General features: G+C 64.4%; 19 protein-coding genes. 10 read left to right on the top strand and 9 right to left on the bottom strand.

Going from position 1 to position 23,899, the window contains the following annotated elements; translation table 11 throughout:
• Positions 1 to 129: 129 nt before the first annotated feature.
• A complete protein-coding gene (locus C8J36_RS19300; RefSeq protein WP_132536990.1) occupies positions 130 to 2,691 on the top strand; it encodes an FAD-dependent oxidoreductase in 2,562 nt (853 codons plus the stop codon).
• Positions 2,692 to 2,725: 34 nt separating this feature from the next.
• On the opposite strand, the gene C8J36_RS19295 is transcribed toward C8J36_RS19300, so the two are convergent.
• The 3 genes from C8J36_RS19295 to C8J36_RS19285 are packed head-to-tail and all read right to left on the bottom strand — an operon-like array spanning position 2,726 to position 5,485.
• Entirely contained in the window at positions 2,726 to 3,742 is a 1,017-nt protein-coding gene (locus C8J36_RS19295) for an iron ABC transporter permease (RefSeq protein WP_245506635.1), read from the bottom strand.
• 2 nt (positions 3,743 to 3,744) lie between these two features.
• Positions 3,745 to 4,692, bottom strand: a complete 948-nt coding sequence (locus tag C8J36_RS19290) for an ABC transporter substrate-binding protein (protein WP_132536989.1) — start codon at positions 4,690 to 4,692, stop codon at positions 3,745 to 3,747.
• Positions 4,693 to 4,708: 16 nt separating this feature from the next.
• Complete coding sequence (locus tag C8J36_RS19285) at positions 4,709 to 5,485, bottom strand: ABC transporter ATP-binding protein (RefSeq protein ID WP_245506634.1); 777 nt, start codon at positions 5,483 to 5,485, stop codon at positions 4,709 to 4,711.
• A 304-nt stretch (positions 5,486 to 5,789) separates the two neighbouring features.
• Here C8J36_RS19285 and C8J36_RS19280 point away from each other — a divergent pair, with 304 nt between their 5' ends.
• Together C8J36_RS19280 and C8J36_RS19275 are read left to right on the top strand one after the other, a co-directional pair.
• Complete coding sequence (locus tag C8J36_RS19280) at positions 5,790 to 6,173, top strand: hypothetical protein (protein WP_132536987.1); 384 nt, start codon at positions 5,790 to 5,792, stop codon at positions 6,171 to 6,173.
• Positions 6,174 to 6,335: 162 nt separating this feature from the next.
• Positions 6,336 to 7,763: a PepSY domain-containing protein gene (locus tag C8J36_RS19275; protein ID WP_132536986.1), complete on the top strand. Its 1,428-nt coding sequence runs from the start codon at positions 6,336 to 6,338 to the stop codon at positions 7,761 to 7,763.
• 23 nt (positions 7,764 to 7,786) lie between these two features.
• On the opposite strand, the gene C8J36_RS19270 is transcribed toward C8J36_RS19275, so the two are convergent.
• The 5 genes from C8J36_RS19270 to C8J36_RS19250 form a co-directional block, all read right to left on the bottom strand.
• Positions 7,787 to 9,679, bottom strand: a complete 1,893-nt coding sequence (locus C8J36_RS19270; protein WP_132536985.1) for a sugar phosphate isomerase/epimerase and 4-hydroxyphenylpyruvate domain-containing protein — start codon at positions 9,677 to 9,679, stop codon at positions 7,787 to 7,789.
• A gap of 45 nt (positions 9,680 to 9,724) precedes the next feature.
• Positions 9,725 to 10,612 carry a shikimate dehydrogenase gene (locus C8J36_RS19265; protein ID WP_132536984.1) on the bottom strand — a complete coding sequence of 296 codons (888 nt, stop codon included), beginning with the start codon at positions 10,610 to 10,612 and terminating at the stop codon, positions 9,725 to 9,727.
• Positions 10,613 to 10,677: 65 nt separating this feature from the next.
• Positions 10,678 to 11,688 (bottom strand): TRAP transporter substrate-binding protein, encoded by a 1,011-nt coding sequence (locus tag C8J36_RS19260; protein ID WP_062596922.1) that lies wholly within the window; start codon positions 11,686 to 11,688, stop codon positions 10,678 to 10,680.
• A gap of 97 nt (positions 11,689 to 11,785) precedes the next feature.
• Positions 11,786 to 13,069, bottom strand: a complete 1,284-nt coding sequence (locus C8J36_RS19255; protein ID WP_062596923.1) for a TRAP transporter large permease subunit — start codon at positions 13,067 to 13,069, stop codon at positions 11,786 to 11,788.
• Positions 13,070 to 13,082: 13 nt separating this feature from the next.
• Positions 13,083 to 13,649, bottom strand: coding sequence for a TRAP transporter small permease (locus C8J36_RS19250; RefSeq protein ID WP_082477408.1), 567 nt, complete (start codon positions 13,647 to 13,649; stop codon positions 13,083 to 13,085).
• 341 nt (positions 13,650 to 13,990) lie between these two features.
• On the opposite strand from C8J36_RS19250, the gene C8J36_RS19245 reads away from it, so the two are divergent.
• The 6 genes from C8J36_RS19245 to C8J36_RS19220 all read left to right on the top strand — a co-directional run bounded on the left by C8J36_RS19245 (position 13,991) and on the right by C8J36_RS19220 (position 20,396).
• On the top strand, positions 13,991 to 14,725 hold the full coding sequence (locus tag C8J36_RS19245; RefSeq protein WP_132536983.1) for a TetR family transcriptional regulator: 735 nt from the start codon (positions 13,991 to 13,993) through the stop codon (positions 14,723 to 14,725).
• Between the two features lie 87 nt (positions 14,726 to 14,812).
• Entirely contained in the window at positions 14,813 to 15,955 is a 1,143-nt protein-coding gene (locus C8J36_RS19240) for an AAA family ATPase (protein ID WP_132536982.1), read from the top strand.
• Between the two features lie 141 nt (positions 15,956 to 16,096).
• Positions 16,097 to 17,863, top strand: coding sequence for an alkaline phosphatase (locus C8J36_RS19235; protein ID WP_132536981.1), 1,767 nt, complete (start codon positions 16,097 to 16,099; stop codon positions 17,861 to 17,863).
• A 212-nt stretch (positions 17,864 to 18,075) separates the two neighbouring features.
• On the top strand, positions 18,076 to 18,474 hold the full coding sequence (locus tag C8J36_RS19230) for a hypothetical protein (protein ID WP_244481299.1): 399 nt from the start codon (positions 18,076 to 18,078) through the stop codon (positions 18,472 to 18,474).
• Between the two features lie 3 nt (positions 18,475 to 18,477).
• The gene (locus C8J36_RS19225; protein WP_132536980.1) at positions 18,478 to 19,161 is read left to right on the top strand and encodes an ATP-binding cassette domain-containing protein; all 684 of its coding nucleotides are present in this window, start codon (positions 18,478 to 18,480) and stop codon (positions 19,159 to 19,161) included.
• Complete coding sequence (locus C8J36_RS19220; protein ID WP_132536979.1) at positions 19,158 to 20,396, top strand: ABC transporter permease; 1,239 nt, start codon at positions 19,158 to 19,160, stop codon at positions 20,394 to 20,396. Before C8J36_RS19225 ends, C8J36_RS19220 begins: the two co-directional genes overlap by 4 nt.
• Before the next feature lie 14 nt (positions 20,397 to 20,410).
• Here the strand turns inward: C8J36_RS19220 and C8J36_RS19215 are convergent, their stop codons facing one another.
• Entirely contained in the window at positions 20,411 to 20,881 is a 471-nt protein-coding gene (locus C8J36_RS19215; RefSeq protein WP_062596929.1) for a PaaI family thioesterase, read from the bottom strand.
• Between the two features lie 611 nt (positions 20,882 to 21,492).
• Between C8J36_RS19215 and C8J36_RS19210 the strand changes: the two genes are divergently transcribed.
• Entirely contained in the window at positions 21,493 to 23,868 is a 2,376-nt protein-coding gene (locus C8J36_RS19210; protein WP_132536978.1) for a glycoside hydrolase family 3 N-terminal domain-containing protein, read from the top strand.
• The last annotated feature ends 31 nt before the right edge of the window (positions 23,869 to 23,899 follow it).

Below are 23,899 nucleotides of genomic sequence, written 5' to 3'. Positions count from 1 at the left end.
GGCATCAGCCATCATGTCGCTATTGCACCGTCCAGCACTGTGATCGCGGCCAGTCCTTGTCGCTTTCAGATCAGGCGTCACACGGGCTAAGCTCTACAATCGCGTGACATCAGAGATACGAGGCAGGCAATGGCAGAGTTTCCAAGCAGAGCAAAGGTCGTCATCATCGGGCTGGGCGGTATCGTCGGCGCCTCCATCGCGCATCATCTGATCGAGCGCGGCTGGGACGATATCGTCGGCATCGACAAGTCCGGCATCCCCACCGATATCGGTTCGACGGCTCATGCCTCGGACTTCTGCTACACGACCAGCCATGATTACCTGTCGGTCTGGACCACGCAGTACTCGATCGATTTCTACGAGAAGATGGGTCACTACGCCCGGATCGGCGGGCTGGAAGTGGCCCGCACCGGCGACGACAGCTGGATGGAGGAGATCAAGCGCAAGCTGTCCTCCGCCAAGGCCTTCGGTACGCGGGCGCATTATGTCAGCCCGTCCGAGATCAAGCAGATGTTTCCGCTGATCGAGGAAGACCAGGTGCAGGGCGGCCTTTTCGATCCGGATGCCGGCCTCGTCATTCCCCGCTCGCAGACCGTCGCCGGCAAGCTGATCGATGCGGCCGAGAAATCCGGCAAGCTGAAGATCTTCGGCAATACGCCTGCGACCTCGCTGATCGTCGAGAACGGCCACATCAAGGGCGTGGTCACGCATCGCGGCACCATTCTCGCGGATCACGTCATCGTCTGCGCCGGTATCTGGGGCCGGCTGATCGCCGAAATGGTCGGCGAGGACCTGCCGGTCATGCCGGTCGATCACCCGCTGACCTTCTTCGGCCCCTACAACGAATTCGCCGGCACCGGCAAGGAAATCGGTTTTCCGCTGCTGCGCGACCAGGGCAATTCCGCCTATATGCGCGACACCGGCGACCCGAACACGACCGAGGGCGGTCAGATCGAGTGGGGCTATTACGAGGCCGAGAACCCGCGCCTCTGCCATCCGCGCGAGATCCTCGAAAAGCACGAGGCGCGCCTGTCGCCCTCCCAGCGCGATCTCGACATGGAGCAGATCCTTGCGCCGCTCGAACGCGCGATGGAGTTGACGCCGATTCTCGGCGAGCTCGGCTACAACGAGGGACATTCGTTCAACGGCCTCCTGCAGGTTTCGGCCGCCGGCGGCCCGTCCTGCGGCGAGAGCCAGAAGGTGCGTGGCCTCTGGTACTGCGTCGCCATCTGGGTCAAGGACGGCCCTGGCTACGGCAAGCTGATCGCCGACTGGATGACCGATGGGCGCACCGAGGTCGATCACAGCTCGATCGATTATGCGCGCTTCTATCCGCATCAGCTGACGGAAGAGTTCATCGAGAGCCGCAGCTACGAAGCGGCGCAGAAGATCTACTTCCCGGCAATCCATCCGCGCGAACCCTATGCCTCGGGCCGCGGCGCCAAGCGCTCTCCCTTCCATGAGCGCGAAACGGCGCTGGGCGGCTATTTCATGGAGCTTGGCGGCTGGGAGCGGGCCCATGGCTACAAGGCCAACGAGCATCTGCTGGAAACCTATAGCGACCGCGTGCCGGTGCGCGAGAACGAATGGGACAATCGCCATTTCTGGCGCGTCTCCAATGCCGAGCATCTGGCGATGAGCGAGGATTGCGGCATCGTCAACCTCTCGCATTTCCACATGGTGGACATCGAAGGCCCGGACCATGTCGACCTGCTCGAATGGCTCTGTGCCGCCAAGATCGGCGGCGACGGCAATATCGGCAAAGGAATCTACACCCACTTCCTCGATGACGAAGGCATGGTGCGGGCCGACTTCACCGTCATCCGCATGGCCGACCGCTGCCGTCTCATCAACGGCGCCGATGCCGGCCCGCGCGACTTCCACTACATGAAGCGGGTGGCGGAGGATCGCGGCCTCGACGTCGTGATTACCGACGTCTCGGAGAAGTTCACGACCATCGGCATCTGGGGGCCGAACGCGCGCGAGACGCTGAAGAAGGTCGTGGCCGATCCGGCAGCGCTCGACGCTGAGAACTTCGCCTTCGCGGCGATCAAGCCCATCGAGATCGCGGGCGTGACCGTGACCGCCTTCCGTATTTCCTATGTCGGCGAGCAGGGCTGGGAACTGCATATGAACTACGCGGACGGCCTGGCCGTCTGGGATGCGTTGCGCGCGACCGGCGTCATGGCCTTCGGCGTGGAAACGTATGCGAACTCCCGCCGCATGGAAAAGAGCCTGCGCCTGCAGAATGGCGACCTCCTGACCCAGTACAATCTGATCGAGGCGGATCTGGCCCGACCGAAGGTCAAGGAGGCGGATTTCCGCGGCAAGGCCAAGCACCTCGAATACAAGGCGCGCGCGCACCAGCCGGCCATGCTCTGCACGCTGGTGATGACGGAGAACACGGATGCGAGCGGCGTCAAGCGCTATCCCGTCGGATCGCTGCCGGTCATCGATCCGGAAACGGGCGCCGTGCTGGTCGATGACCTCGGCCGCCGCTCCTACACGACCTCGATCGCCTATGGCCCGACGATCGGCAAGAATATCGCGCTCGCCTATATCCCGCACGCCTATTGCGAGGTCGGCCGGACGCTCAACGTCGAATATTTCAACGAGAGCTTCCCGGTCGAGATCGTCGCCGTCGGCTACAAGCCGCTCTACGATCCGGAAAACCTGAAGCCGAGAAGCTGAAGCTTCCCTTGCGACGTCGGTGCGGCCTGGAAACTCAGGCCGCCCGGCCTTTCTGCAGGAGCACGATCACGACGAAGGCGGCGCCGATCGAGCTCGTGACGATGCCGACGGGCAGTTCCTGCGGCGGCAGGAGCGTGCGGGCGATGAGATCGCTGCCGAGCAGCAGGGCTGCACCGAAAAAAGCGCAGAGGATCGTCAGGCGCTTGTGCAGCGGGCCGACCAGTGTGCGTGCGACATGCGGGATCATCAGGCCGATAAAACCGATGACGCCGGTGATCGAGACGAGGAGAGCGGTGGCGAAGCTTGCTGCCAGAAACGTCTCCCGCCGCAGCCGTCGCACGGAAATCCCCAGACTTTCCGCCGTCTGCTCGCCGCCGAGCAGAGCGTCGAGCTGCCGGTGACGCGCCATCGCGTAGCCGATCGCAACCGACGAGCCCAGTATCCCGATGCCGATGTTCTGCCAGCTGGCAAGTCCGAGACCGCCCATGGTCCAGAACAACACGGAGTGCGCGGCGCGCTGATCGCCGGAAAACACCAGATAGTTGGTCAGCGCCGTAAACAGGAACGAGACCGCGAGACCGGCGAGAATCAGCCGCTCGGGACCGAAACCCTGGGCACGTCGGATGAGCATCAACACGATCGCGGTCGCGCACATGCCACCGACGAAGGCCGCGATCGGCAGCGTCAGCACGCCGAGCCGGTCTCCAAGCCGGGTGATGACGATGACGGCACCGGCGGCCGCCCCCGCCGACAGGCCAAACAGGAACGGATCGGCGAGATCGTTGCGCGTCACCGTCTGCAGTAGCAGGCCGATGACGCCGAGCCCCGCCCCGACGGCGATGGCAAGGATCGCGCGCGGCAGCCGGAGATCGACGATGATCCGGTCGACCACGCCGGCCGGGTCCATCTGGGTCATGCCCGCGGCGCGGGCGAGCGCAGCGAAAACCTGCGGCAGCGGGATGATGGTCGAGCCATAGGCGATGGAGATGCAGGCAAGGGCTGCGACGCCGAGGGACGCCAGGAGGACGCCGAGCGGAAATGCGGCTCGCACCGTCAGAAAGCCTCGGGGTGCAGCGCACGGGCGATCTTGCCGATGGCCGCGATATTTTCCGGTCCGGGCGTCAGTTCCTCGTATCGCAGCGCCACGAAGCGTTCGTTCTTTACGGCATCCGTTTCCTTCATCGCGGGATGGGCTTTGAGGAAATCGAGGAGTTTTCGGTAGCCGGTGTCGGTCTGGTAATCGAGCAGCACGAGGAATTGCGGATTGCGCATGGCGACCGTTTCCCAATCCGTGGTGCCCCAGCTCGTTTCCATGTCGGCCATGATATTGACGCCGCCGGCCGCCTTGATCATGGCTGTGGGAATGGCGAACTTGCCGGCGGTGAACGGCTTGTCCTCGCCGCTGTCGTAGAGAAAGACGCGCATGCCGTCGTCAGAGGCGACCTTCGCCTCGATGTCCGCAAGCGCCGCTTTCCATCCCTTGATCAGGGCGTCGGCCTGCGTCTTCCTGTCGAAGATGACGCCGAGTTTTTCAACGTCGCCATAGAGCAGATCCATGGACGCTGCGGGACGGGTCTTGTCGAGGTGCACGCAGCTTTCGGTGAGCACGAGCGTCTGGATGCCGTGCGGCGCCAGCGTCTCCGGCGTCACGTCGCCGCCGGGCTTCATGCCGTAATACCAGCCGGCGAAGAAGAAGTCGGGCTCGGCGGCAACGAGATTTTCCAGCGGCGGATATTTCGGTGCCAGTTCCGGGATCGCGCCTTGCTCCGTTCGAAACGCATCGTCCAGCTTGTACCAGCCGCTGATGCCGGTGACGCCGACCATCTTCGGCTGAAGACCGAGGGCGAAGGCCATCTTCGCCATGTTGATGTCGTGCACGACGGCACGCTCCGGCGCTTTTTCGAAAGTCAGCGTCTGTCCGCAGCTTTCGACCGTGACGGGAAAAGCAAAGGCCGCAGAGCCGGTCAACGAGAGGACGGCAGCGAGGAGGAGGCGTTTCATGGCGGAGAATCCGGGTTCAGAGAGGGGCGGCGATGTCGAAGACCGTGAGTTCTCGGTCTTCATGCGGGTGCGGCAGGCGCAGGAGGTCGATGCCGAAGACCTCGCGGACGACGGTTTTCGTGAGCGTTTCGGCAACGGGCCCGTTTGCGACCGAACGCCTATCCTTCAGCACCACCACATGGGTGGCGAAATCGGGAACGAGATGCAGATCGTGCAGGACCGCGACGACGGTCATGTCGAGATCCGCGACCAGCGCGAGCAAGGTGCGGCGTGCCAGCGGATCGAGATGATTGGTCGGCTCGTCGAGGAACAGGATACGGGGCGCCTGTGCCAGCGCCCGTGCGATCTGTGCCCTCTGCCGCTCGCCGCCGGAAAGCGACCCCATGGCGCGCGTCGCGAGAGCGGCAAGACCGGTTCGTGCGAGTGCGTCTTCCACGAGCCGGCGCCCCTCGTCACGTGTCGTCCGCATGGCGTGAGGAATGCGGCCGAGTTCGACATAGTCGCGAACGCAGATGCGGTGGTCCGGCTGGTCGGATTGTCCGACAACGGCCGTCAACCGTGCCCGCTCCTGCGGGGTCATGGATTCCAGCGGCCGGCCGACGAGGCAGATGCTGCCCGTCGTCGGCTGCAGCATGCCGGAGAGAAGCCGAAGCAGCGTCGTCTTGCCGGCACCATTGGGTCCGACGATGGCCAGCCGGTTGCCATGCGCAAGCCTGAGGGAGATATCCTGCAGGATCGGCATCGTTCGGATCGACCATCCAAGACCACTCGCTGACAGGGTCGAATCGTGCACGCAACGTCCTTTTGCTTCGGCAGGCAACGCGTCGTCAGGGGCGAAGAAACGCGGGGGCGGCGATTGTCGGGTCATCTAGCCGGGTTTTCCCTGGATGTAAAAACGATGGTGCGACAGGAGAGTCGCTCGTAACATACGAATGTAATAACATTACAGGTGTGTGTGGTGTCAAGTACCTTCAGGCGATCGGTTGCGCTTGTCCCGCCGCCGTGGCGTGCGCGTGCGACCCATCGTTCCCTGGCAGAAGGACGGGCGTACAAGATGTCGCGATGACAGGCGAGAGGAAGTATGGCATTCGGGAGGCATGACATTCTGGCGCCGGATCATCGCAGACCGACAATCGGGAGGACTCCTCGGCGTCCTGCTGGCCCTGTCGTTCGCGATCCAGACGCTGCTGACGGGATGGTCGAGTGCTGCGATGGCGGCGCCGGATCCCCTGTCGGTCATTTGCACATCGGAGCTTGGCGCACACCGCCCGGCCGATCGTCATCAGCATCAGCATCAGGATTGCCCCTGCAGCAAGCTTTGCCATGCCGGCGTGCAGATGCAGTCCATGTTGGCGCCTGCCGACGTTCACGGCCTGCCGATCCGCTTCTCCGTCTCCGTGGACCGCAGCACCGACGTCGCCGTGATCCGATCCGCCTCGACGGAGGTCAGGCGATACGACGCGCAAGGGCCCCCGGCCTGAACCGAAAAAGCACCTGACGGGCCATCGTGCTCGTTTCATTGATGCCCAGCATATCGCGGCTGCGTGCTTTCAGGCGCCGTCGATGTCCTGCGCTCCGACGCCTTTTCGGCCGGCCCCGCGCGTCTTTCCGCGCCGGTCTGCGCCCTCGATCCAGGATTGACCATGACAGATCTCACCGCAACCCGGCAGGCAGGCGTTTCGACGCTGTCCGTCGATACCTACCGCGCCATCTGGCGCTGGCATTTCTATGCCGGCCTGATCGCCGTGCCCTTCATGATCCTGCTGGCCGTCACCGGTTCGCTCTATCTTTTCCGAGACGAGATTGACCGCACGGCCTTTGCCTCCCGCACGATCGTCGCCGAGGCGACGACGCCGCAGCAGGTGCCGAGTGCCCTCATCGCCACCGCACAAACGGCCTTCCCGGCCGCGCGTGTCGAAGCCTATCGACCGCCCGTCGGCCCGACGGCATCGGCGCGCGTGACGCTCGACACCGATGCGGGTACGGCCTACGTGTTTCTCAATCCCTATTCCGGCGCCATTCTCGCGACCATGCTGAAAACGCAAGAGTTCAACGAGGTGGTGCGCAAGCTGCACAGCCTTGAATATTTCGGCACGTACGCCAACCGGGTGATCGAGGCGATGGCGGGATTTGCGATCATCCTCGTGGTCTCCGGCCTTTATCTCTGGTGGCCGCGACGGCAGACGGGGGGCGTCCTCAGCGTGCGCGGCACGCCGTCGCGTCGCGTGTTCTGGCGTGACACGCATGCCGTGACCGGGGCGATCGCGGGCGGCTTCATTGCCTTTCTTGCGCTCTCTGGCCTGCCCTGGTCGTCTTTCTGGGGCGGCAAGCTGACGGAACTGACGGTGGCGACCGGCACCGGCTATCCCGCCGCGCTCTGGGACAACGTGCCGACATCGGGCGAGCATGCTCAGCATGCCATGCAGACGGTGGGATGGACCATGGAGGCCTCGCCGATGCCGATGTCGCAGCATTCCATGGGCGATGGTACGATGGGCGATAGTGCGATGGGCGATGGAATGATGGGCGACGCCGCGAAAGCCGCGCCTCTCGGCATCGACAGGATCGTCGAGATCGCCCGCGAGCGCGGGATGGCGCCGGGCTTCGAGGTCACGCTTCCGAGCGATGCGACCGGGGTTTTCACGACGGCGGTTTACCCCGACGATCTCTCCCAGGTGCGCACGATCCATATCGATCAATATAGCGGCAAGCCGCTGGTCGATATCGGCTATGCCGATTACGGCCCTGTCGCCAAGGTCACGGAATTCGGGATCAACGTCCATATGGGGCAGGAATTCGGGCTCCCGAACCAGCTGCTGATGCTGGCGACGTGTCTGGCGATCATCCTCTCCTCAGTCGCCGCCGTCGTCATGTGGCTCAAGCGGCGGCCGGCCGGTCGCCTCGGCGTGCCTCCCTATCCCACGAGCCGCAGGGTCTACGGCGCGTTGTGGGGCATGGCCTTGGTGTTCGGCGTGCTGTTTCCGCTTTCGGGCCTGCTGATCGTCGCGATGATCGCCCTCGACGTCCTCGTCATTCGACGGGTGCCGGTGCTGAAACGGACATTTGCCTGAGGCGAGGCGCCTGCTCGCGGCACTTATAAGGCCGAGGTGGGCAAAGGGGATTGGCGCGCCTGCGTCGTCAGCCGGATCGCGGCGTTCGCAGCGCCGAGCCCGCGATAGCCGCGCCGTTCGACGATCTCGAAAAAGAAACCGCCTTCGAGTGTTCCCAGATAGATCTGGAAATACTCGCCGTCCTCGTCCCGGTCGTAGAGAATGTCGCCCGCCCGCATCGCGGCGAGCGTCTCCGGGGCGATGTCGAACTTGGCGTCGAGATCGTCATAATAATTGCCCGAAATCGGCAGCAGCGAGACGCCGCTGGCGCGCAGGGCCTCGACCGTCGCGAAGATGTCGGCCGTCGCAAAGGCCACATGCTGCACGCCCGGGCCGACGAATTGCGACACGAAGCGCGACGAGAGCGTGCGCATGGACTGCGAGCCGTTGAGGACGATCCGCAGGCTGGCGTCGTCGTTCTGGAGGACCTGGCTCAGCACGAGACCGCCGGGATCGGGCACTTCGACGGGCGGAAGCGGTTTGAGGTCGAAGATGGACCGGTAGAACAGGGTCCAGGAGAGAATGTCCTCGTAACGCACCGTCTGGGCGATGTGATCGACCGAGGCCAGCCCTGCGCCGGAATGCCGGTTCCAGCCCGGTTCGAGCGCGAAGTCCGTTTCCCACTGCCGATCGAGCGCTGCGTCCTCGGGAACGAGATGGAGCAGGCTGCCGCCCATTCCAAACAAGGCGGGCAGTTCCAGTTCGCCGGGCCCGGCAGGCGGCGTGTAGACCGTCGCCAGCAGACCGGCGGCACGCGCCATCCCCTGCTCCACATCGGCCATGCGCAGGCCGAGCGCCGAAACGTTGGTGCCGTGGACGACATAGGCCGAATGCGCCATGCCTTCCGTTTCCGTGTTGATCACGACCCGGAGATCGTTCTGCGTATAGAGATCGACATCCTTCGAGCGATGACGGCCGGCATGGCGGAAGCCGAGAGAGACGAGCAACGTGGACAGCGGCACGGCGGACTGCATGTCGGTGGCGAACTCGACGAAGGAGATGCCCGCGGTGCGCGCCGGCGGCGGCAGGGGGCTCGGTTCGGACGGGCCCTTGACCGCGCGGCCCTCGGCCTTCAACCGGTCCATCATGTAGATCAGCGAGCGTCGGCCATCGATCGCCGTCTGCTGGGCCGAACCGGCGCGGAACTGGTCGTTGAAGATTTCGAGCGAGTAGTAGCCGTCATAGCCCGTCGCCTCGATCGCGGCCATGAAGTCGGCGACGGGAAGATCTCCCTGACCGGGCATGTTGCGGTAATGCCGGCTCCAGGACAGGAGATCGAGATCGAGCTTCGGCGCGTCGGCCATCTGGACGATGAAGATCTTGTCCTTGGGGATGGAGCGGATCGAGGCGCTGTCGATGCTGCGGGCGAGCGAGTGGAAGCTGTCGAGGATCAGCCCCACCTGTTCATGGTCGGCGCGCCGCACGATCTCCCAGGCATCGCGGTGATCGTTGATGTAGCGTCCCCAGGCCAGCGCCTCGTAGCCGATGCGGACGCCATGCTCGCGGGCGATGTCGCCGAGCGCGCGCAGATCGTCCGCCGCACGATCGATGCCGCCGAGCGCGAGCGGCGAGACGTTGGAGCAGATCAGGACAAGGTCGGTGCCGAGATCGTTCATCGTCTCGAACTTGCGCTTCGCACGCTCGAAAGCGCGGCTGCGCTGCGGCTCCGGCAGGCCCTCGAAATCGCGAAACGGCTGGAACAGGCAGATTTCCAGGCCGGCATCGCGAACCATCCGGCCGACATCGCGCGGACCATGGTTGAAGGCGAGGAAGTCGTTCTCAAAAATCTCGACGGCGCCGAAGCCGGCAGCGGCGATGGCTGCGAGTTTCTCCGAAAGATCGCCGGAGATGGACACGGTGGCAATGGAGGTTTTCATCGGCGTGTTCCCTGTTCAGCGATCGGCGTCATGGTCTTGATCTCCTCAGGTGCCGCTGGTGCCCATCGCGGCGAAATGGGCGAGCATTCGCGGTGCATCGGGCTCGATCCCCGTAAAGAGGCGGAAGGCGCCGACCGCCTGAAACACTGCCATGCCACCGCCGTCGACCGTGGCGCAGCCTTTGGCGCGCGCGACCCGCAGAAGCGCGGTTTCGAGCGGGAAGTAGACGATTTCTGCGACGAAATGCTCAGGGCGCAGCAGGTCGGCCGGCAATGGCAGGCCGGGATGCGCGGCCATGCCGGTCGGCGTCGCGTGGACGAGACCGTTCGCGCCGGACATAGCGGCTTCAAGGTCGTCGCCGGGCGCGATGCGCGCCTGGGGGAAAAGGGGAGCGAGCCTTTGCGTCAACGCCTCGGCGCGGGCGGCATCGTTGTCGAAGATCGTCAGGTGTTTCGTGCCGAGCTGGAGCATGGCATGGGCAACGGCCGCACCGGCACCGCCGGCGCCGAGCTGGACCGTGGCGGAAATGTCGGTCCGGGGCAGCGCGAGCCGAAAGCCCTCGGCAAATCCCGAACAATCCGTGTTATGACCGATCCGCCGGCCATCCCGAAGCACGACCGTGTTGACGGCGCCGAGCGCCTCGGCCTCCGGAGAGAGGCTGTCGAGATGCGGAATCACGGCCTGTTTTGCCGGATGCGTGACGTTGACGCCGGCAAAGCCGCGACGCTCCGCGTCACGCAGGATGTCGCCGAGCGCCTCGATGCCGACCGTGTGTCCCGCCTTTTCGCTGAGCAGGTCGAGATCGATCAGCTCATAGGAAAGCGCCAGCCCGTTTGCCCTGCCTTCCGCCTCGTGAAGGGCGGGCGAGCGTGAGAGCTGGATGCCGCTGCCGATGAGGCCGACCTGGATCGTGCGGGTGGATCGTTCGAGCATGTTGACGTCCTTCATCGGGCGGATGGGGCGGCAGGACGGATCGACCCGTCCTGCCGCTGATCGCGTTACTGGCCGCGAATGGTCTTCAGCTGCGCGAAGACGGCATCGACGGTTTCCGCACCGATCGTGTCGCGGAACTGGGCGACCACCGGTTCGACGGCCTTGCGAAAGCCGGCGAGTTGTTCGGCATTGGGTTCGACGACCTCCATGCCGCTCTTCTTGATCTCTGCGAGGAAGCCGGCATTGGCATCGCGCGAGGCCTTGCGCTGATAGTCGCGGGCCTGGGTGGCGGCATCCTGCAGCAGCGCCTGTTCCTCGGGATCGAGCTTGTCCCAGAACACCTTGGAGATAATGACGATCTGCGGATTGTACTGGTGGCCCGTCAGCGTCAGATACTTCTGAACCTCGGTGAACTTGGCGTTGACGATGTTGGCAAGCGGATTTTCCTGGCCATCGACGGTGCCCGTTTCCAATGCGCTGTAGAGCTCGGGATAGGGGAGCGGAATGGCATTGGCGCCGAGCGTGTTGAAGGTGGCGAGCGGCACCGCGGACTGGACGGTGCGGATCTTCAGGCCCTTCACATCCTCGACGGTGTTGACGGCATGGCGATTGTTGGTGAGGTGGCGGAAGCCGAGTTCCCAGAAACCGAGGCCAACGAGGCGCTGGGCCGGCAGACGGTTCGCCAGATCCGTGCCGATCGGCCCGTCCATGACGGCGTCGGCTTCCTCGGGCGTGCCGAACAGGAACGGCAGGTCGACCACGCCGAATTCCTTGATGGTGCCGGAGAGAATGCCGGCATTCATGACGCTCATCTCGACGATTCCGCCCTGTACGGAGGCGAGCGTCTGGACGTCGCCACCGAGCGTGCCGCCGGGGAACAGCTTGACCTCGATCTTGCCGCCGCTCTTTTCCTTCACGATTTCCGCGAAGCGCTCCATGCCCATGACCTGGGGGTGGCCCTTGGAGTTCTGGGCGGCGAACTTGATGGTCCGTTCGCTGATCTCGGCATGGGCGCCGGCGGCGCCGAAGATGGATGCGGCCGCCAGCAGGGCGGCGATCGTTTGGGTCAGTCTCATGGGGTTTCCTCCGGGTATCGGCGCCTCCCGACGCCTTGGTTGCTTATGGTTTCCCCGCCGGGCCCTCCCTTGGACGCCGGCGCGGCAGGTCGTGGGGTCAGCGGCCGGCGAAGAAAGCCGCCGGGCCGGTGACGAGGACGGGGAACAGGACGAGCAGGATGAGCACGATCAGCTGCGCGATCATGAACGGCCAGACGCCCTTGATGAGTTTTTCCATCGAGATCTTGCCGACGCCGCAGACGACGTTGAGCACCGTGCCGACCGGCGGCGTGATGAGGCCGATGGAATTGTTGATGATGAACAGCACGCCGAAATAGACGGGATCGATGCCGGCCTGCTTGACGACCGGCAAAAGCACCGGCGTCAGGATGAGGATGGTCGGCGTCATGTCCATGGCGGTGCCGACCGCGACGATCAGCACCATGATGGCGATCAGCAGCAGCGTCTGGTTGCCCATCAGCGGTTCCAGCAGCGCCACCATCGCGCCCGGCAGGTCGGCAATCGTGATCAGCCAGGCGGAAACCGAGGCGGCGGCCACCAGGAACATGACGATGGCGGTGGTCTTTGCGGCTGAGATGAAGACGTCGAGCAGCATGCCGGGCGTCAGCTCGCGATAGACGACCATGGCGACGAACAGCGAATAGACGGCAGCGACGACGCCCGCTTCGGTCGGCGTGAACACGCCGAGTTTCAGTCCGAAGATGATGATGACCGGCAGCATCAGCGCCCAGAGGCTCGACACCAGCGCATGCCGACGCTCCGCCCACGAGGCTTTCGGGGGCATGGCGAAGGTCTCCTTGCGGATCACCACCAGCCAGGCGATGCACAGCGCCGCGCCGATCATCAGGCCGGGCGCGATGCCCGCGAGGAAAAGCTTGGTGATGGAGACGCCGCCGACGACGCCGTAGAGAATGAAGCCGATGGAGGGCGGGATGATCGGGCCGATGATGGCCGAGGAGGCGATGAGGCCGCCCGAACGGGCCGGATCGTGACCGGACTTGATCATCATCGGCATCAGGAGCGCGGCGAGCGCCGCCGCATCCGCCACGGCCGAGCCGGACAGGCTGGAGAGAACGCAGGCTGCAAGGATGCAGACGAAGCCCAGACCGCCGCGCTTATGCCCGACCAGCGCAATCGCGAGATTGACGATGCGCTTGGAAAGGCCGCCCTGGTTCATGACCTCGCCGGCCAGCATGAAGAAAGGCACGGCAATGAGCGTGAAGCTGTCGGCGCCCTGCAGGATCGTCTGGGCGACGATCTGCCCGTCGAAAAGATCCATGTGGACCATGAGCGCGATCCCCGAAAGGATCAGTGCGAAGGCGATCGGCATGCCCAATGCCATGGTGCCGAGAAGCGAGCCGAGAAAAACCGCGATGACCATCGTCGTCTCCCCCTCAGCGACCGAAGCCGGATGCCGCTGGAAGCGGCGGTGCGGGCGTGGCGGTCGGTGGCGGCAGATCCTCGGATTCCTGCACGAGAACGATATTTGCGACATCGAGGCGGCCGGTGAGAATTGCGAGCATCTCGGCCCCGAGATGCAGCAGGGCCGTCACCGAAAAGACGACGGCGGGGATCATGAACCAGGCCATGGAGATGCCCGCCGCGGGCGTGACCGCGCTCCAGGTCAGAACCGACTGCGCCCAGGCGCCCTGGAGAAGAAGGACGCAGGCGAGCAGCATCAGGAGATAACCGAGAAGCACCGCCGCTTTCGCCAGTTTCGGTGGCAGGGCGCGGATCATGGTGTCGATGCCGATATGGGCATGCTCGCGCAGCGCGACGGCCGCGCCCAGGAAGACCAGCCAGACGAAGGCCAGCCGCGACATTTCTTCCGAAATCGTCAGGCCGCTGTTCAGCGCATAGCGCAGGACGACATTGGTGAAAACGAGAATGACCATCGCTGCCAGGAGCAGGGCAATGGAGACGCGCAGTAGCGCAAAATACAGATCGACGATCCGTTTCATGAAAGTCCTCCCATGCGACCCGACACTCCCTGCCGGATCGTCTGCTCCCGATCGCCGATGCGGATCCCTCCAGACCCTCTGTCACCGTCGTCATGTCCAGCCGTCGCTCTGTTGGGCCGGAAGACGTTCGATCGTCCGGCAAACATGACGTCTGATGACGAGACCGCACAGGCCACTTCCCGGCCAGCGTCTCATGATGTAAAAGTGTACGAACTGGTTCGTTAAGTCAATGCGAAAGTTTCCGGCTTTCAACTCGATGAATGACGCGGCAGGGGATAACGTGCAGGATAGGTCTGCCGAGGCGTTCGGTTGGCCACGCCCAGGGGAGGGGATCGGGGAGAATGACGACGGATATTGCCGACACGGACCGTGTTGACGAGACCGGGGATGCGGAAAGTGGTCTGCGCGCCGGTCAACGGCGAGTGAAGCAGAGGGATCGCACGACGAAAACCCGTGACGACATTCTGCTTGTCGCGCGCGAGGAGTTTGCGGCCAACGGTCTTTCGGGGGCCCGCGTCGATGCCATTGCGGAGCGCACGCGCACCTCCAAGCGGATGATCTACTATCACTTCAGCTCGAAAGAGGGCCTGTACCTCGCCGTGCTCGAACATGCCTATGCCGACATCCGCAAGGTGGAGGCGGAGCTGCGTCTGGCGGATGGAGACCCTGTCGATGCCATGCGCCGTCTGATCGGCTTTACCTTCGACTATGACGAGGCCAATCCCGATTTCATCCGTCTGGTCACGATCGAGAACATCCATCGCGCCAGCCACATGCGCCAGTCCTCGAGCCTCGGCCGGCTCAACACGTCGATCATCGACACCATCGCCGCGATCCTTCGGCGGGGACAGGAAACCGGCGTGTTCCGCCGCGAGGTCGATCCCATCGACCTGCATATGCTGATCTCGTCCTTCTGCTTCTTCCGCATCTCCAACCGCCATACCTTCGGACATATCTTCGGCCGCGATCTCGGCGAGGCCACGATGCGCGGCCGCCATCGCGTCCTGTTGCAGGACGCCGTCATCGCGCTGCTCCGCGATCCGCACGCTGCCGGGACGGCGCGGGAAGGGGCCTGATCGAGCCTCGCAACGGCGACGGCAACCTGGGGATTTGGTCACGCCACGCGCTTTCATCAAGCATCGGACCCGGTGTAGACAACGATCATGATGCTCCGCTCGATGTCCGCCCGGAACTACCGTTCGCTTCGCTCGATCCGCATGGATTTGGGAAGCGTCAACATGTTCATCGGCGAAAACGGCGTCGGCAAGTCCAACCTCTATCGCGCTTTACAACTCGTGCAGGCCGCCGTGACGGGCTCGCTCGCCTACGAGATCGCGGCGGAAGGCGGGATGGCCTCCGCGCTCTGGTCGGGCCCAAGACGAATCGAGAAGAACTTCCGCATCAAGCTCGATGTCGAGGTGCTGGACGAGGAGCGGGCGGTGACGTTCCGCTACGGCGTCGAGGCGGGCTTGAGGCCGCCGAAGGCCGCCGCCGGCTTCGCTTTCGAGCCGCAGATCAAGGAAGAGGTGCTGTCGGTCGAAGGCGGCGCAAGACCGGTCACGATGATGAAGCGCACCGGGCCGGGCGTGATGGTGCGCGGCGCACGCGGGCGGATGGAGGAGTATCCGCAGCCGGCGATGACCTCGGAGACCGCAATCGCCATGCTCGGCGATGCCGGAAATTATCCGGAGATCGGCGCGTTCCGGCGGCTGGTCGATGGCTGGCGCTTCTTCCACGGCTTTCGCACCGACCGGGATGCGCCACTGCGCCGACCATGTCTTGCCGTCACGTCACCACTTCTCGATGAGGATGGCGGAAATCTGGCCGCGGTCTTTGCGACGCTCGTCCACACCCGCGGCGACACGGTCGAACTCGACCGGGCGATTGCCGCAGCCCTTGGCGGCGCGAGGCTGCACGTGCCGGAGCCCGGGGAATTCGCGGCGTTCGGCCTGATCTTTCCTGATTTTCCCCAACGCGTCTTCCAGCCGCGCGAACTCTCCGACGGGCAGGTCCGCTTTCTCGCTCTGGCCGCGGCGCTCATGTCCTACCGGCAGCCGCCGCTGATCGCGCTGAACGAGCCGGAGGCGAGCCTGCATCCGGATATGCTGCCGCCGCTCGCCGACATGATCGCGAGGGCTGCGGCGGCCAGCCAGATCTGGATCGTTACGCACTCCGAAGCACTGGCCGCCGCCGTTTCGCAGCGCTGCGGAAGCCGCCCGAAGCGCGTCATCCGCAAGGACGGCGCAACCTGGATCGAGGGCATGCGGCTAACCGGCGTGATCGACGAGGACGAGGACGAAGCGTAGCGGCGAGCCCGTCTGCGGCACCCCGAACCGAGCAACGAACCGTCCTCTTTCTGCAACCGGCGTGACGACCATCATCCAACCGTCACACAGGGCGGTTATGGCTGCCGCATTCAGTCTCCTCTCCACCCGAACGAGGTTTTCATGCGGACCCTTCTTGCAGCGCTTGTCGCGACCACCATCCTTGCCGGCACGGCCCAGGCCACGACCGTCTACCCGCTGTCCCGTGCGACGATTCTCGCCGGATCGCCGTTCGACTTCAAGATCGAGCTGCCCGCCGTGGTGAAGGCGGAGGATGTGAAGGTCACCGTCAACGGTGAGGATTACACCGCAACGCTCGGCTCGGCCGCGGAATTCGTCGCCGAGGAAAAGGGCAAGGACGACAAGGTTCTCGGGTCCGCCCTGATCCTGCGCGGCGCGCGGATCCTCAAGGCCGGCAGCTACAAGGTCGACGTGACCGCCGGTGGCGAGACGAAATCGGTGACCTGGGAGGTCTACGAGACCACCGCGCAGCCGAAGGCGAAGAATGTGATCTTCCTGCTCGGCGACGGCCTGTCCGTCGCGCACCGCACCGGCGCCCGCATCATGTCCAAGGGCATGACCGAAGGAAAGGCCAATGGCCGTCTCGCCATGGACGATCTCGATCACATGGCCTTCGTCGGCACATCGGCAACCGACGCAATCGCGACCGACAGCGCCAACACGATGTCGGCCTACATGACCGGCCACAAGACGGCCGTCAACGCGCTGGGCGTCTATGCCGACCGTACGCCGGCGAGCCTCGACGACCCCAAGGTCGAAACCATCGCCGAAGCTCTGCGCCGCACCACGAAGAAGGCGATCGGCGTCGTCTCCACCGCCGAGATCGAGGACGCGACGCCCGCCGCCGTCGTTTCTCACACCCGCAAGCGCGCCGACAAGGCCGATATCGTCGGCATGTTCTACACCGTGCAGCCGGACGTCATCCTCGGCGGCGGCTCCGCCTATTTCCTGCCGCAGGCGACGCCGGGCTCCAAGCGCAAGGACGACAAGGACTATATCCAGCTGTTCAAGGATGCCGGCTATGCGCTGGCAACCGACAAGACCGAGCTCGAAGCCTCGTCCGGCACCAACGCCGCCAAGCTGCTCGGCCTGTTCAACACCGGCAATATGGACACGGTCCTCGATCGCAACATTCTGAAGAAGGGGACGGTTTCCAAGTTCCCGAACCAGCCCGGCCTGGTCGACATGACCAACGCCGCGCTGACGCAGCTGTCCAAGAACCAGGACGGCTTCTTCCTGATGGTCGAGGGCGCCTCGATCGACAAGATGTCCCATCCGATGGACTGGGACCGGGCGCTGTATGAAACGATCGAGTTCGACAAGGCCGTCGGCGTCGCGCGGGAGTTTGCTGCCAAGAACCCGGATACGCTGATCGTCGTCACCGGCGACCACACGCACGGCGTTTCGGTCATCGGCACCATCGACGACGAGAAGCCGGGCACCGAGATGCGCCAGAAGGTCGGCGTCTACGCCGATGCCGGCTTCCCGAACTATGAGGACAAGGACGGCGACGGCTATCCCGACAAGGTCGATCCGACGCGCCGCCTGGCCGTCTTCTCCAGCAACTTCCCGGACTACTACGAGACGTTCCGCCCGAAGCTCGACGGCCCCTTCGAGCCGGCCATCCAGAACGAGAAGAAGGAATACGTCGCCAACCCGGCCTATAAGGACGTTCCCGGCGCCGTGCTGCGCGAAGGCAACCTGCCGAAGACGTCCGACAGCGCGGTCCACGCGGTCGATGACGTCGTGCTGCAGGCAACCGGTCCCGGTTCGGAAGCGTTCAAGGGCTACATGGAAGAAAGCGACATCTACCGCGTGCTGGCCGACAGCCTCGCTCTCGGCTCGCCGGAGAAGATCGGCGCGAAGTAAGCATCGATCTCGCACGATAAGGCACTTCCGGCGCGCATGGCACGCCGGAAGTGCTGCGATTCATGGCTTGTGCCGCAGCATCCCGCATTGAAGCAATGTCGCTTCGAATGGGGATGGCACAGTCCACGGCGTCCGATCGAGGATACGCTATGACAAACATTGACGCTCTGCGACGCCGCACATTCCTCGGCTTGCTCGCATCTCTGCCGGCCATGGCTGCGCTGTCGCCGGCCACTGCTGCGGATACCGAGATCGGCTTTGACGATCTCTATGGCAGCGTCGGCGTTCTCGGCCTGACCTTTTCCGACACGGTGAAGGCGTTGAACGGCAAGGGCGTGACGATGAGCGGCTTCATGGCGCCGCCGCTCAAGGCCGAAGCGGCCTTCTTCGTCCTCACCGAAATCCCCATGTCGATCTGCCCCTTCTGCTCGTCGGACTCCGACTGGCCGGACAATATCGTCGTCGTCTATCTCGACGCGGCACAGACCTTCGTTCAGCCGGGCACGCGGATCTCGGTTTCCGGCACGCTGGACGTCGGCACGTGGACGGATCCCGAGACCGGCTTCGTCAGTCGCCTGCGCCTGCGCGACGCCCACTACTGGTCGGTGTGAACGATGCTGTCTCTGACGCTCAAGGACATTACCGTATCCTACTCCGGGCTTGCCGCACCGGTCCTCTCCGTCCCGCGTCTGCAGGTCGATGCGGGGGAGAGTATCGCGGTGACGGGCGCCTCGGGCTCCGGCAAGAGCACCTTCGTCAATCTCATCTCGGGTCTGGAGCCTGTCCGCACGGGACAGGTGGAGTGGAGCGGGACCGACCTCGTGCGGCTTGCTGAGCATCGGCGTGATCGTTGGCGCGGGGAGCATGTCGGTCTCGTCATGCAGGATTTCCATCTCTTCCCCGGCCTGTCGGCACTCGATAACGTGCTGTTGCCGGCGCGCCTTGCCGCGCAGGCGTCCGCCGCGGTGAAGCGGAGGGCACGCGATCTCCTCGCCGAAATGGGCCTCGATCGGCCCGGGCAGGTGGTGGAGACGATGTCGCGCGGCGAAATGCAGCGCGTCGCCATTGCGCGCGCGCTGGTTCGCGGGCCGGGCGTGGTCATTGCCGACGAGCCCACGGCAAGCCTTGATCGAGAGAGCGGACAGGTCATCGCCGACCTTCTGATCGGCCTGGCCGGTGCAGCCGGGGCGACGTTGATCGTGGTCTCGCACGATCCCGGCCTGATCGCGCGCCTGCCGCGCCGGATCACCCTCGAAAGCGGGCAGATCGCGCAGGACAGCCGGGCGGTAACGCCATGATCGGCTTCATCCTTGCGGACATCCGCCGGCACAAGGCTGGAACCGTCGCCATTCTGCTGCTGGTCGCCTTTGCGGTGGCGCTCGCCGTCTCGGTGACGCTGCAGGAGCGGGCGCTGCGGCTCGGCAGCGCACGGGCGGCAAACGCGTTCGACCTGGTGATCGGCGCCGCGGGGAGCGAGACGCAGCTGGTTCTCTCTTCGGTGTTCCTTCAGGCAGCGCCGCTGCCGCTGATGGACGGCGCCGTGCTGCAGCGGCTCGCAGCCGATCCGCGCGTGGCGTTTGCAGTGCCGATCGGCTTTGGAGACAGCTTTTCGGGCTACCCACTGGTCGGCACCTCGACGGCGCTCGTGGCGCATCTTTCACCGCAGTTGCAGGAGGGCGCAAGCTTCCGGCAGGAGGGTGACGCCGTCATCGGCTCGGCGGTCGATCTCACCCTGGGTGCCGTGATCAAGCCGATGCATGGCACGGCGGAAGAGGGTGGCCATACCCATACCGGCCTTGCCTATGCCGTCGTCGGCCGGATGAAGCCGACCGGCACGCCGTGGGACCGGGCGATCCTCGTGCCCATCCAGGCCGTGTGGGAGCTGCATGGGATGGGCCATACGGAGACGGATCATTCGGAGCCTGCTCACGCCGAGGGCGGTCGGGAGCACGGCGCGGACGCGACGGCCGCGGTCGATGAGGATTGGGCGGAACACGCCGCCGGCCTCCCGGCCGTGCTGGTCAAGCCGAAGACGATTGCGGACGCCTACAAGCTTCGCCAGGATTATCGCCGCGACACGACGCTTGCCGTCTTCCCCGGCGAAGTCCTGACGCGGCTCTATGCGACGCTCGGAGATGCCAAGGTCCTGCTGCTGGCGGTTGCGGTGGGCACGCAGATCCTGATCGCCGCAGCCCTCCTGCTGGTCACGATCATGCATGTCGGGCAGCGTCGGCGCCAGATCGGCGCTCTGCGCGCTTTCGGCGCGCCGCGCACGGTCGTGTTTCGAATCGTCTGGCTGCAGCTTTTCGCAATCAGCCTGGCCGGCATTCTTCTCGGCTTCGGCCTCGGCTACCTCGTTTCCGAAATCATCGGCGGCATCGTCTCGCGCCACAACGGCTTCACCATGCCCGTGGCGTTCGACCGGCAGGATATCGTCTTTGCGGCCTCGGTCACGGCGTTCGCAGCGGTGCTTGCCATCGTCCCGGCCGTGCTCGCTTATCGCCAGTCGCCCGCAGCGGCGCTGAAGGGGTGAGGGCCGCGTCGTCGTCAGACGGCCGAGGGTGGACGCTCGAGCGGAAAGACGAGGAGGGTCGATGTCGCGCTGGCGCAGAGCCGCCCGTCGCGATCGGTCAGCGTCGCCTCGGCAAACGCCGCGCGCCGCCCGATCGACAGAATGCGACCTTCGGCACGAACCGGGCCGCTCGCTTCGGTCAGCGGGCGGTGATAGGCGATCTTGAGTTCGAGCGTCGTGTAGCCCTGGTCGGCGGATAGCTTGGAATGGACGGCGCAGCCGCAGGCGCTGTCAAGCAGCGTTGCGGCATAACCGCCATGCACCGAACCGATCGGATTGTAGACGCTGCGATCCGGGCTTCCTTCGAAGACGACTCGACCTTCCTCGATTTCGGTCAGCACGAACTTCATCGTCTCGTTGATCGGCGGCGGCGTATTCGTTGCCAGCAAGGCCTGCAACTGAGCGAGACCCGAAAGGCCCGCCTGATTGTTCCTGAGGACGTCCATGCTTTTTCCTGTCTGTCGAGAGGGTTCTAAGGTGCGAGGCGCATCACGGTGAGCGGTTACGAAGCGGGCGCGGACGATGGTAAACGGCATCTTTTCGAGAATTGGGTCCTCATCGCATCGACATCGGTGCCACGACCGCTGTGACCGGAACCGCGGCTTCGCTCTCTCCCGTCATCTGTGAGGAAGTTTTAATATGACGATGATCATTTAACAAGGGCACCCGCGAAGCCGGCGGCTCGGCGGTTCATGGCTTGCATAAGGCGGCCTTCGTGAGGGCAACTGCAGAAAAGACATTGGCGTGTTGACTCTGTCTCTGAAAAAAAATTCGCGGAGGAAACCACACGAATTATGCGAAGCTCGTAAAGCTGACGCTGCGATGGTTGTCGTTTTAGCTGTTTTTTTGGCTCGCTATGGAACGGCCTGCCTCAGCGAGCCGGGAAAATTCCCTTAATCTAGGGTTAATTGCTTGCTGCGGTACACGCTCTCTAAGGCTGCCAAGTCGTTGTTTCCGTGGTGCTACACTACCATGGTAGCTTGACCTTAACGTGTGTTTTCGCTAACGCTTGTACACGTAATGCCTTCCCGCCATTTCCAGCTTCGGACCTGTAACGATGACCGCATTGTATAAGAGTTCTGCCCAATCCATTGAAAACCGTGTTGTCGATCTTCTCGGCCGAATGAGCATCGAGGAAAAGATCGCACAGATGCATGCCTTCTGGCTTCTTCTGTCGGAAGATGGAAAGCACGCGGTGCGCGCGGACGAATTTACGGGTGCTGCCGATGCGGACCGACTGAAGGAAAAGCTCTCTTTCGGTCTCGGGCAGATCACCCGGCCCCTCGGCAGCCGTCCGGTCGCGCCGGCTGCCGGCGTCCGGGCTCTCAACAGCCTCCAGAAATTCCTCGTCGAGGAAACGCGGCTTGGCATCCCCGTGATCTCTCACGAGGAATGTCTGTCCGGCATCATGGCGCAAGGCGGTACGCTGTTCCCCTCCTCGCTTGCCTTCGGCGCAACCTTCGATCCCGCCTTGATCGAGGAGGTCGGTAAGGTCATCGGCCAGGAGGCACGCTCGATCGGCTGTCGCCAGGGGCTTGCCCCGGTTCTCGACGTGGCACGCGACGCCCGCTGGGGTCGCACGGAAGAGACGTTCGGCGAGGATCCCTATCTCGTCGGCCTGATGGCCACCAGCTATGTCCGCGGCCTGCAGGGCAGCGACCGCGACTTCCTGGCGACGCTCAAGCATTATGCCGGTCACTCGCTTTCGGAGGGCGCGCGAAACCATGCGCCGGTCAATCTCGGCTGGCGGGAACTGAACGATACCTTCCTGCTCCCCTTCGAAATGGCCGTGCGGCTTGCGGATGCCGGATCGGTCATGCCCGCGTATCACGATATCGACGGCGAGCCGTGCCATTCCTCCCATCATCTGCTGACGAAGGTCCTGCGGTCGGACTGGGGTTTCGACGGTCTCGTCGTTGCGGACTACATCGGCATCAGCCTGCTCTACAAGCATCACGGCGTCGCGGCCGATCCGGCGGAAGCGGCCGCCCTTGCCTTCAATGCGGGGCTCGACGTCGAGCTCCCGGGCGACGACTGCGCCCGTCATCTGAAGCAGGCTCTGGACCGGGGCCTGATCGGCATCGACACGATCGACGCGATCGTGCGACGGATCCTCACCGAAAAGATGCGCCTCGGCCTTTTTGAGAACCCCTACACGGACGAGGGCGGGATCGCATTGCAGACCCCGGAGGCGATCGACGTCGCGCGCCGCGTGGCCGACCAGTCGATCACCATCCTCTCGAACGACGGTGTTCTTCCGCTGGCGGAAGGACGAACCATCGCCCTGATCGGCCCGACGGCGGACGATCCGCTGGCGCTGCTCGGAGATTATTCCTTCCCTGTCCACCTGATCGTCAGCGATATCGCGGATTCCGCTTCGGCCGTGGTCACGCCGCGCGCAGCCTTCGAGGCGCGGTTCGGCAAGGAGAGCATTCGCTACGCCAAGGGCTGCCACATTCTGGAGTCCCGTCAATCCGGCGCGCCGGTGTTTCCGGGCGATGTTCCCGACATGACGACGCTTTCGCAGACCTCTCCGATCTCGACCAGCCTCGCTCTCATTCCTGCCGCCGTCGCGGCTGCCCGACAGGCCGATGTGGCGATCGTCTGCGTCGGAGATCTCTCGGGCATCTTCCAGACCGGCACGGTGGGCGAGGGCTCGGACACCGACACCCTGGCACTGCCCGGTGTCCAGCAGGCCTTGCTGCACGCTGTGGTGGAGACGGGGACACCCGTCGTCGTCGTCATCACCTCCGGCCGGCCCTACAATCTCGGTGGGCTCGAGGATCGCGTGGCGGCTCAGGTGATGGCCTTCTTCGGTGGCCAGGAGGGCGGTCCCGCTTTGTGCGACGTGCTCACCGGCGCCGTCGAACCGTCCGGCCGCCTGACCGTTTCCGTGCCGCGCAGCGGCGGCGCCGCACCCTATTTCTATAACCACAAGTTCAAGAGCGCAGGCACGCCTGTCGCGCGCCATTTCGGCAGCCGCTACCCCTTCGGCCACGGGCTCTCCTACACGAGTTTCGCCTACGAGGACATGGCGCTGGACCGCTCGACCGTCCAGAGCGAGAACGGCAGCGTCGGGCTCTCCTTCACGCTGCGCAATACGGGCGATAGAGCCGGGTTCGAGGTGCCGCAGCTTTACGTCCGGGACCTCCAGAGTTCCGTCGTCCGCCCGATCAAGGAGTTGAAGGCGTTCAGGCGCGTGCATCTGGAACCGGGCGAAAGCGCGTGCGTCACCTTCCGCGTGCCAACGGATATGCTGTCTTTCACGGGGCCCGAGGGCGTTCGCATCGTCGAGCCGGGCACTTTCGAACTGATGGTCGGTTCCTCGAGCGCGGCCATTCATCTGCGTGGCGAAATCGAGGTCACGGGTCCGGTGCGCCGCATCGAGGGCGACTGGAAGATGGTCAGCCGGGTCTGTGTCTGTCATCCCTGATGCAGAACAGATCGTCCGGTTCGGAGACGAC

Origin of the sequence: Rhizobium sp. PP-F2F-G48 (assembly GCF_004342335.1) — a bacterium.
GTDB lineage: Bacteria > Pseudomonadota > Alphaproteobacteria > Rhizobiales > Rhizobiaceae > Ferranicluibacter.
This window is presented reverse-complemented; position numbering and strand designations above follow the sequence as displayed.

Excerpts from the sequence above, each read along its gene's own strand:
- C8J36_RS19300 (WP_132536990.1), top strand. The coding sequence starts at position 130 with ATGGCAGAGTTTCCAAGCAGAGCAAAGGTCGTCATCATCGGGCTGGGC.
- C8J36_RS19290 (WP_132536989.1), bottom strand. The coding sequence starts at position 4,692 with ATGAAACGCCTCCTCCTCGCTGCCGTCCTCTCGTTGACCGGCTCTGCG.
- C8J36_RS19280 (WP_132536987.1), top strand. The coding sequence starts at position 5,790 with ATGACATTCTGGCGCCGGATCATCGCAGACCGACAATCGGGAGGACTC.
- C8J36_RS19275 (WP_132536986.1), top strand. The coding sequence starts at position 6,336 with ATGACAGATCTCACCGCAACCCGGCAGGCAGGCGTTTCGACGCTGTCC.
- C8J36_RS19270 (WP_132536985.1), bottom strand. The coding sequence starts at position 9,679 with ATGAAAACCTCCATTGCCACCGTGTCCATCTCCGGCGATCTTTCGGAG.
- C8J36_RS19265 (WP_132536984.1), bottom strand. The coding sequence starts at position 10,612 with ATGCTCGAACGATCCACCCGCACGATCCAGGTCGGCCTCATCGGCAGC.
- C8J36_RS19260 (WP_062596922.1), bottom strand. The coding sequence starts at position 11,688 with ATGAGACTGACCCAAACGATCGCCGCCCTGCTGGCGGCCGCATCCATC.
- C8J36_RS19255 (WP_062596923.1), bottom strand. The coding sequence starts at position 13,069 with ATGGTCATCGCGGTTTTTCTCGGCTCGCTTCTCGGCACCATGGCATTG.
- C8J36_RS19250 (WP_082477408.1), bottom strand. The coding sequence starts at position 13,649 with ATGAAACGGATCGTCGATCTGTATTTTGCGCTACTGCGCGTCTCCATT.
- C8J36_RS19245 (WP_132536983.1), top strand. The coding sequence starts at position 13,991 with ATGACGACGGATATTGCCGACACGGACCGTGTTGACGAGACCGGGGAT.
- C8J36_RS19240 (WP_132536982.1), top strand. The coding sequence starts at position 14,813 with ATGATGCTCCGCTCGATGTCCGCCCGGAACTACCGTTCGCTTCGCTCG.
- C8J36_RS19235 (WP_132536981.1), top strand. The coding sequence starts at position 16,097 with ATGCGGACCCTTCTTGCAGCGCTTGTCGCGACCACCATCCTTGCCGGC.
- C8J36_RS19230 (WP_244481299.1), top strand. The coding sequence starts at position 18,076 with ATGGCTGCGCTGTCGCCGGCCACTGCTGCGGATACCGAGATCGGCTTT.
- C8J36_RS19225 (WP_132536980.1), top strand. The coding sequence starts at position 18,478 with ATGCTGTCTCTGACGCTCAAGGACATTACCGTATCCTACTCCGGGCTT.
- C8J36_RS19220 (WP_132536979.1), top strand. The coding sequence starts at position 19,158 with ATGATCGGCTTCATCCTTGCGGACATCCGCCGGCACAAGGCTGGAACC.
- C8J36_RS19215 (WP_062596929.1), bottom strand. The coding sequence starts at position 20,881 with ATGGACGTCCTCAGGAACAATCAGGCGGGCCTTTCGGGTCTCGCTCAG.
- C8J36_RS19210 (WP_132536978.1), top strand. The coding sequence starts at position 21,493 with ATGACCGCATTGTATAAGAGTTCTGCCCAATCCATTGAAAACCGTGTT.